The sequence below is a fragment of the Methylomonas sp. Uni0009 genome, assembly GCF_054188105.3.
Genome location: NZ_JBTAFN010000001.1, coordinates 2,532,198 through 2,547,572 on the forward strand (window position 1 = coordinate 2,532,198; position 15,375 = coordinate 2,547,572).

General features: G+C 52.4%; 14 protein-coding genes and 1 riboswitch. Of the genes, 11 read left to right on the plus strand and 3 right to left on the minus strand.

Going from position 1 to position 15,375, the window contains the following annotated elements; translation table 11 throughout:
• Positions 1-2 precede the first annotated feature (2 nt).
• From ACWAU0_RS12025 to ACWAU0_RS12035, 3 genes are all read left to right on the plus strand, one after another.
• On the plus strand, positions 3-1,592 hold the full coding sequence (locus tag ACWAU0_RS12025; RefSeq protein ID WP_458136803.1) for a glycoside hydrolase family 57 protein: 1,590 nt from the start codon (positions 3-5) through the stop codon (positions 1,590-1,592).
• 48 nt (positions 1,593-1,640) lie between these two features.
• The gene (locus ACWAU0_RS12030) at positions 1,641-3,137 is read left to right on the plus strand and encodes an endonuclease/exonuclease/phosphatase family protein (RefSeq protein ID WP_458136804.1); all 1,497 of its coding nucleotides are present in this window, start codon (positions 1,641-1,643) and stop codon (positions 3,135-3,137) included.
• 195 nt (positions 3,138-3,332) lie between these two features.
• Complete coding sequence (locus tag ACWAU0_RS12035; protein WP_458136805.1) at positions 3,333-4,925, plus strand: phospholipase D-like domain-containing protein; 1,593 nt, start codon at positions 3,333-3,335, stop codon at positions 4,923-4,925.
• 169 nt (positions 4,926-5,094) lie between these two features.
• On the opposite strand, the gene ACWAU0_RS12040 is transcribed toward ACWAU0_RS12035, so the two are convergent.
• The gene (locus ACWAU0_RS12040; RefSeq protein ID WP_458136806.1) at positions 5,095-5,949 is read right to left on the minus strand and encodes a Shedu immune nuclease family protein; all 855 of its coding nucleotides are present in this window, start codon (positions 5,947-5,949) and stop codon (positions 5,095-5,097) included.
• 68 nt (positions 5,950-6,017) lie between these two features.
• Here ACWAU0_RS12040 and ACWAU0_RS12045 point away from each other — a divergent pair, with 68 nt between their 5' ends.
• From ACWAU0_RS12045 to ACWAU0_RS12065, 5 genes are all read left to right on the plus strand, one after another.
• The gene (locus ACWAU0_RS12045) at positions 6,018-6,233 is read left to right on the plus strand and encodes a hypothetical protein (protein ID WP_458136807.1); all 216 of its coding nucleotides are present in this window, start codon (positions 6,018-6,020) and stop codon (positions 6,231-6,233) included.
• A gap of 208 nt (positions 6,234-6,441) precedes the next feature.
• Entirely contained in the window at positions 6,442-6,744 is a 303-nt protein-coding gene (locus tag ACWAU0_RS12050) for a type II toxin-antitoxin system Phd/YefM family antitoxin (RefSeq protein ID WP_458136808.1), read from the plus strand.
• 3 nt (positions 6,745-6,747) lie between these two features.
• Positions 6,748-7,104, plus strand: coding sequence for a type II toxin-antitoxin system RelE/ParE family toxin (locus tag ACWAU0_RS12055; RefSeq protein WP_458136809.1), 357 nt, complete (start codon positions 6,748-6,750; stop codon positions 7,102-7,104).
• A 12-nt stretch (positions 7,105-7,116) separates the two neighbouring features.
• Positions 7,117-8,484 carry a DNA repair protein RadA gene (radA, locus tag ACWAU0_RS12060; RefSeq protein ID WP_458136810.1) on the plus strand — a complete coding sequence of 456 codons (1,368 nt, stop codon included), beginning with the start codon at positions 7,117-7,119 and terminating at the stop codon, positions 8,482-8,484.
• A gap of 41 nt (positions 8,485-8,525) precedes the next feature.
• Positions 8,526-10,178, plus strand: coding sequence for a tetratricopeptide repeat-containing sulfotransferase family protein (locus ACWAU0_RS12065; protein ID WP_458136811.1), 1,653 nt, complete (start codon positions 8,526-8,528; stop codon positions 10,176-10,178).
• Between the two features lie 195 nt (positions 10,179-10,373).
• Here the strand turns inward: ACWAU0_RS12065 and ACWAU0_RS12070 are convergent, their stop codons facing one another.
• Positions 10,374-11,141 (minus strand): hypothetical protein, encoded by a 768-nt coding sequence (locus ACWAU0_RS12070; protein ID WP_033158423.1) that lies wholly within the window; start codon positions 11,139-11,141, stop codon positions 10,374-10,376.
• A gap of 99 nt (positions 11,142-11,240) precedes the next feature.
• Positions 11,241-12,353 carry a hypothetical protein gene (locus tag ACWAU0_RS12075; protein ID WP_458136812.1) on the minus strand — a complete coding sequence of 371 codons (1,113 nt, stop codon included), beginning with the start codon at positions 12,351-12,353 and terminating at the stop codon, positions 11,241-11,243.
• A gap of 99 nt (positions 12,354-12,452) precedes the next feature.
• A riboswitch (cyclic di-GMP riboswitch) is annotated at positions 12,453-12,537 on the minus strand.
• Between the two features lie 377 nt (positions 12,538-12,914).
• On the opposite strand from ACWAU0_RS12075, the gene ACWAU0_RS12080 reads away from it, so the two are divergent.
• From ACWAU0_RS12080 to ACWAU0_RS12090, 3 genes are all read left to right on the plus strand, one after another.
• Positions 12,915-13,190: a hypothetical protein gene (locus ACWAU0_RS12080; RefSeq protein ID WP_020483075.1), complete on the plus strand. Its 276-nt coding sequence runs from the start codon at positions 12,915-12,917 to the stop codon at positions 13,188-13,190.
• Positions 13,191-13,456: 266 nt separating this feature from the next.
• Positions 13,457-14,830, plus strand: coding sequence for an ATP-binding protein (locus ACWAU0_RS12085; protein WP_415878990.1), 1,374 nt, complete (start codon positions 13,457-13,459; stop codon positions 14,828-14,830).
• Positions 14,808-15,356 carry a response regulator transcription factor gene (locus tag ACWAU0_RS12090; protein ID WP_026603562.1) on the plus strand — a complete coding sequence of 183 codons (549 nt, stop codon included), beginning with the start codon at positions 14,808-14,810 and terminating at the stop codon, positions 15,354-15,356. The genes ACWAU0_RS12085 and ACWAU0_RS12090 overlap by 23 nt, the downstream gene beginning before the upstream one ends.
• Positions 15,357-15,375: the final 19 nt, after the last annotated feature.

The window sequence follows — 15,375 nt, forward strand, 5'->3', positions numbered from 1 at the left end:
CGATGAACAAAGGCTATCTCAGCATCGTTTTGCATGCCCATTTGCCCTATGTGCATCATCCCGAACACGCCAGTTTTTTTGAAGAAAACTGGTTGTTCGAAGCCATTACAGAATGCTATTTGCCCTTGTTGGCGATGCTGGAACGTTTGCATGTCGATCAAGTGCCGTACCGGCTGACCTTGTCCTTGTCGCCGACGTTGATGACGATGTTGCGCGATCCCTTGCTGCAAAACCGTTATCTGCATTATCTGCAAGGCCGGCTGGAGCTGGCGGAGCGGGAGTTGGAACGCACCCGCAGGCTACCGCAGTTTGAGCCGCTGGCGCAGATGTATATGCAGTGGTTTCAGGATGCCTTGCATCGCTACCAGCACCGCTATCAATGTGATTTGCTGACGGCGTTTCAACGGCATCACAGCGCGGGCTGCCTGGAGTTGATTACCACCGCAGCCACCCATGGCTTTTTACCCTTGCTAAATGTCAGTCCGGTGTCGGTGCGTAATCAAATCGGCGTGGGTATCGCCAGTTTTAAAAGCCAATTCGGCTTTGCACCCAGCGGATTTTGGTTGCCGGAATGCGGTTACTATCCGGGCCTGGAACAGGCGCTAAAAGCCGAAGGCATAACTTATTTTTTCGTCGATAGCCATGCAGTCATGGATGCCGACCAACCGCCGCGCCATGGTGTGTATGCGCCGTTGGATTGCGGCAATGGCGTGGCGGCGTTCGGCCGCGATCCGGCATCCTCGCGGCAGGTGTGGAGCGCAGAGGAAGGCTATCCGGGGGATGGTGATTATCGCGAATACTATCGCGACATCGGCTTTGACTTGCCCTTGGAATATATCGCGCCTTATATTCTGGACGGCGAAACCCGGATCAACACCGGCATCAAGTACTACCGGATTACAGGCGCCAAGCAAACCAAGCAGGTGTACCAACCGGAGCGGGCCAAGCTGAAGGCGAGACAAAATGCCGAGGATTTTATCTGGCGCCGTCAGCAGCAAATTGACGCGCTGACTGCGGAAATGCCGCAAGCGCCGCTTATCGTCGCGCCTTACGATGCTGAACTATTCGGACATTGGTGGTTCGAAGGGCCTTTATGGCTTGAACAAGTGTTACGCTTGGCGGCCAGCAGCGAAAACGGCGTGCAGACCTTCAGTTGCGGCGATTATTTACAATTGCCGTTGCAGCATGTGCAGGCCAGGCCGGCCGCTTCCAGTTGGGGCGAACACGGATATTCCAGTTACTGGCTGAACGAAAGCAATGACTGGATTTATCCCCTGTTACACAAGGCCGCCGCCGAAATGGAAAAGCTGGCCAACGATTTACGCAGTTTTACTGTGAGTGATTTACAGCAACGGGCTTTAAATCAAGCCGCCCGATCATTGTTGCTGGCGCAGTCTTCGGATTGGCCGTTTATCATGAAGGCCGGCACCACTATCGATTATGCGCGTAAACGCATCACCGATCATTTGGCCCGTTTTAATTATCTGCACGATGCGATTCGTAAAAACCGTATCGATGAACGCTATCTGACCGCGCTGGAAATCATGGACGATATTTTTCCTGACATCGATTTTCGCCATTATGCCGCCTAGACAAAGGCCCGTTTTGGGCACTGCTTAACCCAACCTCCAGGGGGAGCTATGGATAACATCCAATTGTTGTATGTAGCCAATAACGTCACCGGCAAAGCCGCCGCCTGTCAGCAATCCTTGCAGTTTTTGATGCGGGTGGCCGACCTGGATTATCACAAGCAAGTTGACGTGCTCTGGGCCGGCGAAGATGGCGTCTGGCATGTTTTGCCGGCCTTATTCAACCGCAAGGCGGAAGACGGTCAGGAGTATTGGCAGGCCGACATCCTATTTCCGCCGCAGGCGCATGCCGACATACCCGGCGATATTCGTTTTGCTTTGCGTCTGCAAGCAGCCGGCAGCGAATATTGGGACAACAACGAAGGTGGTGATTATTTCAGCGGCGCGGGTAGTGGTGCTAGATTGACCAACGCCGCGGCCATGCTGCAATTAAGCCACGCCGAACAACTTCAGGACGGGCAACATTCCGTGCCGGTCAAACTGGCGGTGGACGCTGCGCTGGAAATAGACCATGTGACGATCCATTGGACTATCGACGATTGGCAACACATTCATACCACCAGCTGCCGCCGCCAGGCGCAAAGAAAGTCCGCCCATAAAGCCATCTACGCCGGCTTGCATCTTGCTCAAGTATGGAACGGGCGGATCAGGGTAGGGGGTGCTTTTCGTTTGCAATACAGCATCTGCTGTGAAAGTAAGCAGCAACGGCTGTGGGATAACAATGCCGGGCAAAATTACGCGCTAAGCCGCACGCCGCTGCGGCTGTTGATTTTGAATCTGCATTGTTATCAAGAGGAAGACCAAGACCGGAAGTTTTGGCAAATTGCTAACGCTATCGACGAGTTGGGCGCGGATGTGGTCTGCCTGCAGGAAGTGGCCGAGTATTGGAATGACGGGCGCGGCGATTGGCCGTCCAATTCTGCGAATATCATCAACCAGCGCTTGCCGCAACCGTTTCATCTGTACACGGATTGGTCGCACCTGGGGTTCGATAAATTCCGCGAGGGCGTGGCCATTCTTAGCCGCTATCCCTTTATAGAGCAAGAAGCCCGCTACGTATCGGAGAGCCACGACGCCTACAGCATTCATTCCCGTAAAGTGGTGTCGGCGCGGATCAAGGTGCCTTATATCGGTACCCTTGATGTGTTTTCCGCGCATTTAAGTTGGTGGGAAGACGGCTTCCAGCAACAATTTCAACGGCTATCCGCGTGGGCGAACGATAAACGCAGCGCCGAGGTGGATGCCACCTTGCTATGCGGTGATTTCAATATCGCCGCCGGTTCGACGGGTTATCAATTGGTGGTCGACGGCCATCAATACGAAGATCAATATCTCGCCGCCAACGCCCCGGCGTTGTTCGAACAAATTTTTCGGGTGAACGATGCGCATTGGCGGGATTATCTGGCCGACGATTATCGAATCGATTACATTTTCATGGACAGGAATAGTGGATTGCGGGCCAGCTCGGCGCGAACCGTGTTCACCGAGCAGGATTACGGGCCGGTATCGGATCATTGCGGCTATCTGTTAACCTTTGAGCCGTTATAAACTGAATTGCAAAGGGGAAACCTCTAAAAATCCCCTCTCCCTCAGGGAGAGGGTTAGGGTGAGGGATGTAAACAATTGATTTTAATCCCCTCATCCCAACCTTCTCCCTGAGGGAGAAGGAGGTTTTTAATGTTTTGAGGTCCCCGCAGGCGATTTTACAATTAAGATAAAGCTTGTTTAATTAGGCAGCACCATATGCAAGTAGCAGAACATTACGCCAAACCGGTATTTGGCAAACTCGGTGGTTGTTTTCAACGCGGTAACGATTTCCGGGAAACCTTCGACGTTCGCTGGGGCAAGATAGACTTTCATCTGTCGCACGGCATAGCCGCTAATTTGAAGGTGGTGCTGAAGGTCTATCGGGATTCGATTTGCGAGACGTATATCGTCGACACCGATGCCTACGATGTGGAATGGGACAAGCATAAACGCTCGACGCGGGATTTTTACGTGATGCCTTATTCCGGGCAGTTCGGCAAGATCAGCTGCATCAAGTTTTCGTTTATCGTACATTTGGGCGAGCATTCTATTGCCTCGCGCCATGATTATATTTTCATGGACGGCGACCAGTTGCGCGATAACCATCCGCAGCAACGCCATATTAACGAACATTGGGCCACGCCCAACCATTTCCGTAGTTACGAGCTGGATCCAGGTCAATTGCAGAGTGATGTGGATTGGTACAACCATCATTTCGACTCCTTGCAACTGACGCCCAAATTTACCAAGGGCCAGCAATTTCACCCCTATCATCCCAAGCGCTTTATTCACGATCATATCGATAAAGTCATCGCGGCCAAACACAGCCAGCCCGACCGCTTATGCACCATTAAAGTTAGCGTGGATTGCATCGACGACGGTGATTTTATTAACCACTTGATTCACGCCAGCCAGCAGGGCGTATGGGTGCAATGCATCGTCGATTGGCGGAAGATGACGCTGACCAATAGTCAGAATTACGCGCGCTTGAAACGCTCCGGCATTGAACTGGTTGGCGTGTTTTGCACGCCCAAACACCACTTGATCGAAGTGGAACCGGACATGCACACCAAGTTCGTAATCTTCAACGACGAGGATTGCATTATCGGCTCGTTCAACATCACCTTTGATCGCTGGTGGGCCAATTGGGAATCCGGGATGAGTTTTCATTCCAAGGGTGTGTGCCGTTTGCTGGACAACATCTTCCAGAGCCAGCGCGGCGGTGTGATTCAAAAGTATGGCGTCGACCCGCTCAGCCCATTCAACTTGTTATATACCTTTGGCCGCCACACCATGGCTAATGGCAGGGTTTACCGGCCGCATCACGCTATATTGGCGGAAATTCATAGAGCGCGCCGCTCCTTGAAGTTGTGTTTGTTTTTGATCGGCGATTTGCTGGGCGATCATCACGACAGCGTCGTTAACGCCTTGATCCAGGCCCGCGACCGTGGCGTTGATGTGCAACTGCTGTTCAACGGCCACTTGGCCCGGCAAGGCAAAATCGGCGTCGAGCGCAGTATGGCTGACGAACTGGCCCGGCCGCTGTTGCCGGCCGTGCAACGTTTGCGCGATGCGGGGATTCGGGTGGGATTGGTCTATGGCCAAGACGACTTGCCGGTGCCGTACTCGCCCATCCATAGCAAATATTGCGTGATTGACGATTACATCGTGATTGATGGTAGTTTCAATTGGTACAACACCTCGGTGTTCTCCCACGACTTGATCGTGGTCGCCGCCAACCGCGATGTGGCGCAGCCGTATTTGTACGAGTTTGGGCAGATTCAGCGTTTGTTTAGGGTGTTTTATTGACAAACATTTCAGGTATACGACGACTCATATCTTCCTGAATAACGTTTTCGACCAAACGCTATCTATCGTGGTGGATTTTTGAATGAACGATTAACGTAGAGCTAACCGGCGCTGCGCCGCTTTATGGCGCAGCGTCCAGCGGCCGAAGGGAGCGTGGTTGAGCGCCATGTTATGCACCTTTACCTAGAGTGAAAAGCGTGCCGTCCTGTTGCTCTTGCTTCCACGTTGATTCTGCTAATTTCACGTTATAGGTGAGCAAATCACCCTTGTTCCACTTATCCATTTCGTAACCGGCAGCCTTCAAGCGCTCAAACTCGGAGGAGGACAAGGAAAGGCGGTCAGGCCCCACATACGAAAGAATTTGTGTCGGCTCGAAGTGCATGTGCTTGAAAGCGTATTGCGTACCCGTGAGGCGCAGCACTAGCTTTTTATAGCGCAGATCGTTTCTGTACCAGTCAATCAGTTGGTCAAAGGTTAAAAGCTCGATCCCAGTTTCATCAATAAGCCCACGAAAGTGTTTTTTCCGTTCCACACTTAGGTTCTTGTCTTCGGATCTGCCGATGATAAGTTGGTAGTGAAACTCGATGGGGTTCCGCCTCATGTTTATAGGTTGCAGCAGCGGGTCAAGGCGACGAATTACTTCAGCTTTGTTCTCATCAAGGTAGTGCTTCCAACTTCTTACCTGATTCAGTGCTGCGTTGAACTCTGCCGAAGTGTTTGTTTTCTTTGTGTCACTGGTAAAGATGTGCTTATCCGGAGACTCAAGCTCGACAAGGGTTACTCTCCATGCGTCAGAGCTTTTTGTGATGTAGACGTAGTCTGTAGTCAGTTCAGTACCAAGCGGAAACTTGGATACCACGGATTGAAAATGAAGGTGGTGATTCAAGCGATTCGGGGTCGGAATCAGTTCTGTGTGTTGTTCAAGAAAGTCCTGTACAACCTGCTCTTTCTGACGTCCAGAAGGAGCAGGTTCACAAAGGATTTGCGCAAATTTTTTGATTAGCGCTTCATCTATAGTTGTCATTCGCGCAAATTCCTAAGGGGCATAACAAGGAATTAGATAGTTTCTGTATATCATTCGGCGGAGAAATAATGACCGGTAACGGCCAGACTGTTGCCATTGAATCAGATCGAGCCATAGTCCGCAACGGCTCGATAGAAACAGATTTAAAAAGCCCGGCCATTAATTCTACTTTGTCAGATTTAAGCAACGCCGTCATGCCCGCCGGGATGGGGGCATCCAGTGCCTGGATGGCAAGCTTCGATCCGTCCGTGGTGTCTGGATTTCGGCTATCCCTGCCGAAATGACGAGCACTACCGAGAATCTGACAAGGCAGAATTAATCACTCGTAAGCTCCGGCACATAGCCAATCGCTACAGCGCCAAATGTGTGGTCAAGCTGGCGCGTTAAAGATAGGCAGCCGAAGATGAGATAAACCGGAAGGTTTCGCTATGCAAATCAGTCCAAAGCTCATAATATTGAGCGAAATTTTGAGCAAATCATTCAGGAGTCGTCATGAGTATTGCCGCCGCCGACATAGTGCCGTTTTCCGAAGCACGGACCCAGTTATCCGCTTTGGTGAGCGAGGTACAATCCGGTAAGGAAAAAATCATTACCAAAAACGGTGAAGGCGTAGCCGCGTTGATCGGCGCGGAACGCTTAGATCACTACCATCGCCTGGAGCGTGCGCATATCCACTTACTGTTACTGCATGAAATCGAACGCGGACTGGCCGATGTCAAGGCAGGGCGTCACCAGGATGCCCGCGAAGCGTTAAAGCAAATCAAGCAAGACCGGGCTAAATCCGTATCCACCTGACCCATGCAGGTACGTTTTACCGATAACTTTCTCGCCAATTTGCAAGACATAGAAGGCTATTGGCAAGTAAACAATTTTCCGCAGGCTTATGATCGGCTGCTTGATAGTTTGGAGGACTCCGTTATCCCTAATCTCGAGCGTTATCCGGAAATGGGTCGGTTATTTGCTCGCCATAACCCGGACTCGGTCGAAGCGCTGAGCGCGACCGGGCGAATCGCCGACCGCTACCCGGCGGTCCGCGAATATGTTTTAGAGGATTATTTGCTGTTGTACTTGCCGACTGACGCCGTATATCTGCTCGCCATCAAACACTACCAACAACTCAGCTATGATTTGGCTGGCTTGTGGCTAAATCGTTAAATCTTTATCGCTATGGCTAAAAAATCAAAATCTGCCTACGTCTGCACCGAATGCGGCGCCGATTTTCCCGGCTGGTCCGGGCAGTGCAACCAGTGCGGGGCCTGGAACAGCATCAAGGAAGTGAAGTTGGGTAGCGGCAAAACCGCGCGCGATAACTCCGGTTATGCCGGCAGTCGCAGCGAAGTACGGTTGTTGTCGGACGTCAATCTCGCGCAAGCGGAGCGGATTTCCACCGGTCTGGCCGAGTTCGACCGGGTGCTGGGCGGTGGCATCGTCACCGGCAGCGTGGTGTTGATCGGCGGCGCGCCGGGCGCGGGCAAAAGTACCATCCTGCTGCAAGCCATCGCCCATATCGCCCAGCAATTGCCGGTGCTGTATGTGTCCGGCGAGGAATCGCTGCAACAAATCGCCGAGCGCGCGCATCGTTTGCAACTGAATACCGCCGGCATCAAGATGCTAGCGGAAACCTCGGTACAGCAGATTTGCCAAGTCTTGGACGAGGAACAGCCCAAGGTGGTCATCATCGATTCGATTCAGGTGATGTACACCGCCGATTCGGATTCGGCGCCGGGTTCCGTGTCGCAGGTGCGCGAATCCGCCAGCTACCTGACCCAATACGCCAAGCGTAGCGGCGTGTCGTTTTTTATGGTCGGCCATGTCACCAAGGACCAATCGCTGGCCGGGCCGATGACGCTGAGCCATATCGTCGATGCGCAAGTGGTGTTGTCGTCCACCGACGATTCGCGCTTTAGAGTATTGCGGGCCGACAAAAACCGTTTCGGCAGCGTCGGCGAACTGGGTTTTTTTGCGATGGAAAGCAGCGGCTTGAAGGAAGTGAAAAACCCGTCGGCGATGTTTTTATCTCGCGCCGAAAAGCCATCGCCGGGCAGCGTGGTGACGGTGCTGTGGGAAGGCACCCGGCCCTTGCTGGTGGAGATTCAGGCTCTGGTAACGGAAAGCCAGTACGGCAATCCGCGCCGTTTGGCGGTGGGTTTGGATCAAAACCGGCTAGCCATGTTGCTGGCGGTGTTGTCGCGCCACGGCGGGATTTTTACCGGCAATGACGAGATTTACGCCAACGTAGTCGGCGGCATCAAGGTGTCAGAAACCAGTACCGACCTGGCAATTATGGTCGGTGTGGTGTCCAGCCTGCGCGACCGCATTATTCCTTACGACACGGTATTTTTTGGCGAGGTTGGCTTGAACGGCGAAATTCGCCCGGTCGCCAACGGCCATGCCCGGCTCAACGAGGCGGCCAAGCACGGTTTCAAAAAGGCGATTATTCCTAAGAGCAACAAGCCCAAGGATCCGGTGAAAAACTTGCAAATCCATGCAGTCAGTAACATTCAAGAAGCGCTGGCCGTGCTGGCGGATTTATAATTGCTGCCCATAATCAATGCCAAACTTCGTCAGGGAACGATATGAAAAATACAGCAGCCGCCAACGCTAAAATTGGCCGTAACGATCCGTGCCCATGCGGCAGCGGTAAAAAATATAAAGCCTGTTGTTTAAAGCAAGCCGAAGCGGCGGCGAGGCCGGTTCAACCCAGTGTGGACGACGCCTTAAAACAAGCCTGGCAAGCCGTGGCGCGGCGCGATATGGCGGGTACGTTGCATGGGTTTCGGCAAGTGTTAGCGATCCAACCCAATCATGCAGAAGCACTGGCCGGATTGGGACAGGCTTTGTGTTGGCAGCAGCAGCGCCGGGAAGGCTTAGCCTATCTACAGCAGGCCGCTCTTCAACTGGAAATCGACGCTCAGCAAACCCGCAATATCCGTTTTATGCTGGAACTGGCCGAGCAATTGCATCACTGGGGCGATCTGGATACCGCGCTGAAATTAACCGAATTGGCGGTCAAACTGGAACCTGAGAACCCTGCCGCGCTGAATAATCGCGCCCTGTATTTGACAAGGGTTAATCGATTCGAAGAGGCTTTGCCTTTTGCCAGCAAGGTTTGCGAGTTACGTCCGGATGATCCGGCCTGCAATAATATGCTGGCGGTGCTGGAAGCGCATTTAAACCGTTTGCCGGCAGCCAAGCAGCGCTTTCAGGCTGTGATAGCCGCCAATCGCAATATGCAGCAGACCGCACGCGCCTGGCAGGAGTTGGTTGGCGTGCTGGATAAATTGGAAGAATACGATGCATCGTTTGCGGCTTGCCAGCAAGCTAAGGCTTTGTATAAGCAATTACCTGAACTCAGCTCACTTGACGCCGGACAGGTATTTCGTGCGATTCAACGTAACAAGCAGGGCTTTGATCAGGCGTTACTGCATCGATGGGCTCTCAGCGACTTTGCCGATAACTTGCCGGCCCCGACGTTTCTGCTGGGCTTTTTGAGGTCCGGCACGACGTTGACCGAGCAAGTGCTGGCGGCGCATCCCGAGGTGTTTACCTCCGATGAAAATGATCTGATTCATGGTTTGATCCAAGAGCTGCAAAGGTTGAGCGGTGTGCGAGAAGACATCCCGGCCGCCCTCCGCCAGCTTGGTCTGGATGATGTCCGAAAGTTGCGCGCTTACTATTGGCGGCGGGTTAGCGAAGAATATGGCGCGGGTGCCTTGAATAAATGTTTTATCGATAAAGTAGCGCTGAACAGTATCGATATTGGCCTGATTAGCAGCCTATTTCCGGAGGCCAGGATTATCTTTGCGCTACGCGATCCGCGCGATGTGTGTTTGAGTTGCTTCCAGCAGGCGTTTAAGCCGTCTAGCGTGACAGTCAATCTACTGAGCTGGGAAGGCGTGGCCAAGCAATATGCGGCCGTGATGGACCTTTGGTTTTACATAAAGCCGATGATGCAGCCGCGTTATATGGAATTGCGTTACGAGGACACGGTCAACGATTTCGAAAACAGTTTTCGCCGGGTGTTTGCGTTATTGGATTTGGAATGGGTGGCCGAAGTTAGCGCGTTTCATGAAAAGGCTAAGGGCCGTTATATTGCCACGCCGAGTTTTGCCGCCGTCGCTCAGCCGATTTATTCGCGCTCGGTGGCGCGTTGGCAGCACTATGAAAAGTTTTACGAACCCGTATTGCCGATTTTGGCACCGTATATCGATGCGTTCGGTTACGAATGAAGCGAATGGGCAGGGTTGTTCAAGCTTTTTGATCAAGCAGGCTAGATTCTAGCGGATGTAGAAGTGGAGCTTCCGTGCCCCCGGTCATCCTTGACCGAAACCGATCCAATTTCTTGCTGATTAACCTGGCCCTTGATCACACTGGTAATTAAGGGCGCCGGGTTAAAAATCAGCTTTAAGTGACATAGATACGTCTCAGACGTTTTCTGTCGTTTTGCGTTTGCCGAAACCGACTAAGCCGGCCATCGCGCTACCGAACAGCCAAACCGCACCCGGTACGGGTACTGGTGATGCGGCGGCGGAGATGGTAGCGGTATAGGCCAGATTGGCGCCGCCTACCGTGCCGTCGTAACCACCCAAAATCAGTGTGTAAGTACCGGCAGTCAGGAAACGGGTCAGCGTCGCGCTGGCGGTGGTGCCTTGAGTGGCTGCGAAGGCCCAGGCGTTTGCGTCAACCAAAGCCAGTGTGGTGCCAAGTGGGCTGGCAGCCATGGGATTCAGAGCACCGTTGTTCAGGTATTCTTGATGACGACTGCTGCTACCCGCGGTATCCCAGCCGCTCCACAAACCAAAAGCCGGGCGCAGATTGGAGCCGTCCGACGATACGGTGATGGTCACTTCCGCATCGGCATGCAATTCAAACAAACCGTAATCGGCGGTATGCCCCCAGTTTGTCGCGCCGTCTTTATAAGCTTTGGCGCCCATGCCTATGCCGTGGCCGCTGGCGGTTTGCGAGTTGGCAACGCCGCCGTCATTGTGGATCATCGCTACCCAGGTGGCGGGCAAATTGCCAATATATCCTGGATCGCCGGCCGACCATGGGCCTGCGGCAGAACCGTCCGGTAAGGGATCTCCGGAAGCCAAATTGTAGGTTACGTGAGCGCTAGCCATGCCGCTGATCGACATTAAAGCGCCCATGGCGCCGGCTAATGCTAGTTTCTTAAAGGTTAAGTTTGCAGTCATTTTGGATCTCTATCGAATTAAATATATGAGCTAAAGCCTGTTGTTAAACAGCGATTGGTGAGGGGATTGCCGTTGTTTGGCGGCAATCCCGTTGGGCAATTAAGCCGCTAGTTGTTGTTTGCGGCGGCCGAAACCGATCAAGCCGGCCATCGCGCTGCCGAACAGCCAGACTGCGCCTGGAACAGGCACTGCCGAAGTGGTAACCAGTACGTCGTAGGTTACGCCATCGAGCGCGCCGCCACCGTGCGCGCCGACCACCAAGGTATAAAAGCCATTGGTGTGTAGTCCTGGTGTGCCTGTGGCATTCCACTCGGCTTGATCGAACACAAACGAGTAGAACAAGGTGTCGGAAGTGCTGCTCATGCTGGCTGTCCAGATAGCTTCGCCCAAGCTTGAGCCTTGCAGGCCCGTTTCGCCGATTGTGGCAGCCGCGTTACGGTCAGATGTGGAACTGCTGTCCACATTGCGATACAGGGCCACGTCCAATAAGCCGTTAAATTGGCTGTAATCCGCGTCGTTTTTCACGGTAATGGTGGTTTTGATATTGCCCGCGCTGGCGCAGTTAGCGCTTGCTGTGTTTGCGCCGCAGCTAATATGAATCAAGCCGTAGTCCAGTCCCAGGCCGGTTGAAGCTGAATTGCCTGCTACCGCCAAGTAAGGATGGTCGCCATCAGCCGGTAGGTCGGTCATGATGGTGCCCCAGGTGGCGGCGTTGGTGCCGCCGTTTTTGTCCGAGTAAGCTTTCCACAAGCTACCGATAGTGTTGGTGCCGAAGCTAGGGTTTGAGCTAATAAGGTTTGCTGTCAGTGCGCCATCGTTGTCTGTAGCGCTGGAGCCGGTATGCAACTCGCGTTTGGTGAAGCCGGCAGCGGTTGTATGCTGACCTGAATACCACATATAGGGCAGGTTGCCTGCTACTTCTGTGGCTGTCTCAGCCGCGGTACCTGTGCCCGGAATTAAGGTGTTCGCGTTTAAGTCGCCGACTGTATAAACGTTGGTACCGTTGGCGACTCTATTGGTGCCGTTGGAGTTTGCAGATACACCGTCTGTACCGTTGATGCTGTTGGCGATGCCGAAGCCGATGGCGGAGTTACCGGAGGCTACTGTGCCCGCGCCGGTCAGGTTGTAGTAAGAGTGCGCGAATGCTTGACTGGAAACAGCCGCCAGGCCAGTTGTCAAAATAGCTGCTATAGCCGTTTTATGAAAGATCATGATCGTCCTCTTTGTTATTGGAATTAAAGGTAACAGCGAAACTGACAAAACTTGACCAACAGCAGCGAGCCAAACTTTGCCCTCGCCCATGGCGCGCATGGGGGCAATCCGGCCTTCTTTAAATCGTTTTTTAAGAACCGTGATTTTCCGGCCCCGCCTCACGACGGGTGTGGCAAAGCTTGCTTTCAGAGATTTGCTCATTCCGCCAGCGGCAGACATGGCAGGGATAGAGACCTACTAACCGCTTTTCGGAAAGCAAACCACGAAGCAAGTACACTAGTCGAAGCGAATAATGGGCCAACTCAATAATATATATATATTTCATTATATTACGGCGTATTTTGCCTGGGTTGGCTTGAGTAAGTGGTGGGCGAAATTCAGCGAAATAGCACAGGCGCGTGCTTTATATAACACAGTTCAATTTTTGGTAAATGATCCGGGTTTGGTGGTGAGGTTTGTTTTGGTGGATTTGCTCAGGAATTTCTTTCTTTTCTAGTCGTTTATTGTTAGGTTGTTGCGCCACTAATTGGGTTGGCACGAGATTTTTCAGTGGAGAGATGTATGCAAAAAACCGATAAAACCCCGTTGTGGGTGTTCCTGGCCCTGTCGAGTATAGAAACCCGCAAAGGCGCGTTACTGTTGATCTGGAGTAGTATTGTTTTTACTCTTTACTGTGTGCCTTGGCCGCTCTATTTCGATGGCAACGGCTGGGTTGCCAAATTATTTTTGATCGACGATTGGGAATGGTTTGCGATGATGCTGCCCATGACGTTTTGGTACTGGCTGAGCATGAGATGGGTGGATAAAAACGGCGGCTGGCGTTTGGCTGGTGCGTGATATGCCGCACTATTTTTCGGGACATGATTCGTCAGATCGTGACGCTTGTTCCTAAAAGATTAGCTCGTAGATTGTCGTTCGATCTTTTAAGTGGCTAGCCTAATTCCTTATTTGCCATGGCATGTAGCGGTTGGAGTGAAGGTTGCTATCAAAAATCGATTGAATACTTAGGTGGCCGCCATCCAGGTTTGGTCGGCTTTCCACCTTCTTAAGCAAGCGGCGGTAGTATCTAGCGGCGATGCGTTCTTCAATTTAGTGTTGTTTCTATGCTTTCACACATTCTGCCCAAAGCCGAAATATCCATTCGCGAAAACCTGCGGTGGTTATACATTCTTAGAAATTTGATGCTGTTTGCCGTTACGGTGGCGGTGTTTATTGCAGTGAACGGCCTGGGTATTAATTTGCCGCAAAACCAGCTGTGGCTGGCGATTTTTGCGATTTCCATACTTAATCTTTACACCTGGCTACGGCTGAGGACGCCGGAAGAAGTTACCGAGCACGAGATTTTTTCGCAAATATGCATGGACGTGTTGGCGTTGGCCTATCTGCTTTATCTGACCGGCGGCGCGTCAAACCCGATCATTTGGGTGTTTCTGCTGCCTTTGATTGTAACTGCCATCATGCTGCCGCAGGCTTATGCCTGGAATATGGTGATCATTACCTCCTGCGTGTATACGGTATTGATTGCCTACAACGTACCCTTGCCGGCTGTCGAGCCGCACATGGCCCATCCGGCGATGACGGAGATGACGCCGGAAATGAGCCTGCAAATGCATTTGATGAACGACAGGCGTTATTTCAATCTGCATGTATTCGGTATGTGGTTTGGTTTTGTGTTTAGCGCCGGCTTAGTCGCTTTTTTTGTGGTCGAACTGTCCAAGACCTTGAAAGAGCGGGAGCGTAATTTAGCGGATGCCCGCGAGAGTGCGCTACGCGACGAGCGCGTGGTGTCCCTAGGCACCTTGGCAGCCAGCGCCGCGCATGATATGGGTACGCCGCTGGGCACGATCGCCATTTTGACGCATGAGATGGCGGAAGAGCTGTCGGCGCATCGCTATCCGGATCTGCATCAGAAACTGGTAATTGTTCAACAGCAGATTGATCGCTGCAAACAAGCCTTGTCGGTGATGTCGGCCTCCGCCGGCGAGATGCGGGCGGAATCCGGCAAGGTGATGCTGGTGAGCGAATATATCGATGAAGTATTAGGCCAGTGGCGCACGCATAAAGCCGCCACCAGGCTCAAGCTATTTATTTCGCCGAATGTGGATATGGAAGCGCGCGTGATTGCGGAACGTACTGTGACTCACTCCATCATTAATATCCTAAATAACGCTGCCGAGGCATCGCCGGTCGATGCGGGCATCGAGTTTCATGTGGAATGGGATGAAGCAACGCTAAACTTGAAAATCCGGGATTTCGGTCCAGGCTTGCCGGCTGAATTTATCGAGTTTGCCGGGCACCAACCGGTCAAGAGCAATAAGCAAGGCATGGGAGTTGGCTTGTTTTTGACTTATACCACTATCAAGCGACTCGGCGGTAAAATACAGTTCAGTAATTTAGAGTCGGGCGGTGCTTGCGTTGAAATCAGTTTGCCGCTTTTAGCTAAGGAGAGTATGCATGAATCAATTACCTATGGATAAACCCAATTTATTGCTTGTCGATGATGACGTCACCTTTTGTTCGGTGTTGAAGCCGGCACTGGAAAAGCGTAATTTTCAAGTGACTGTCGCCAATGATGTCGATACGGCAATGAAACTGGCGGAACAAACCGAGCCTGAATACGCGGTAATCGACTTGCGGATCGGTTTTGACTCCGGTTTGGAAATGGTCAAGAAATTGATTTCTTTAGATGACAATACCCAAATCGTCATGCTGACCGGTTTCGCCAGTATCGCCACCGCTGTGGAGGCTATCAAATTGGGCGCGATTCATTATCTGACCAAGCCGGCCAACGCTGATGAGATTGTCAGTGCTTTGTACAAGAACGAAGGCGATGCCTCGGTAGCCATCAGTGACAATCCGCTATCGGTAAAGCGCTTGGAGTGGGAGCACTTGCAAAAGGTGCTGATGCAGCACGACGGTAACATCTCAGCCGCCGCCAGAGCATTGAATATGCACAGAAGAACCTTGCAAAGAAAGCTGGAAAAACGGCCGGTAAAAGAGTAGGCGACCAGCACTATTTAGG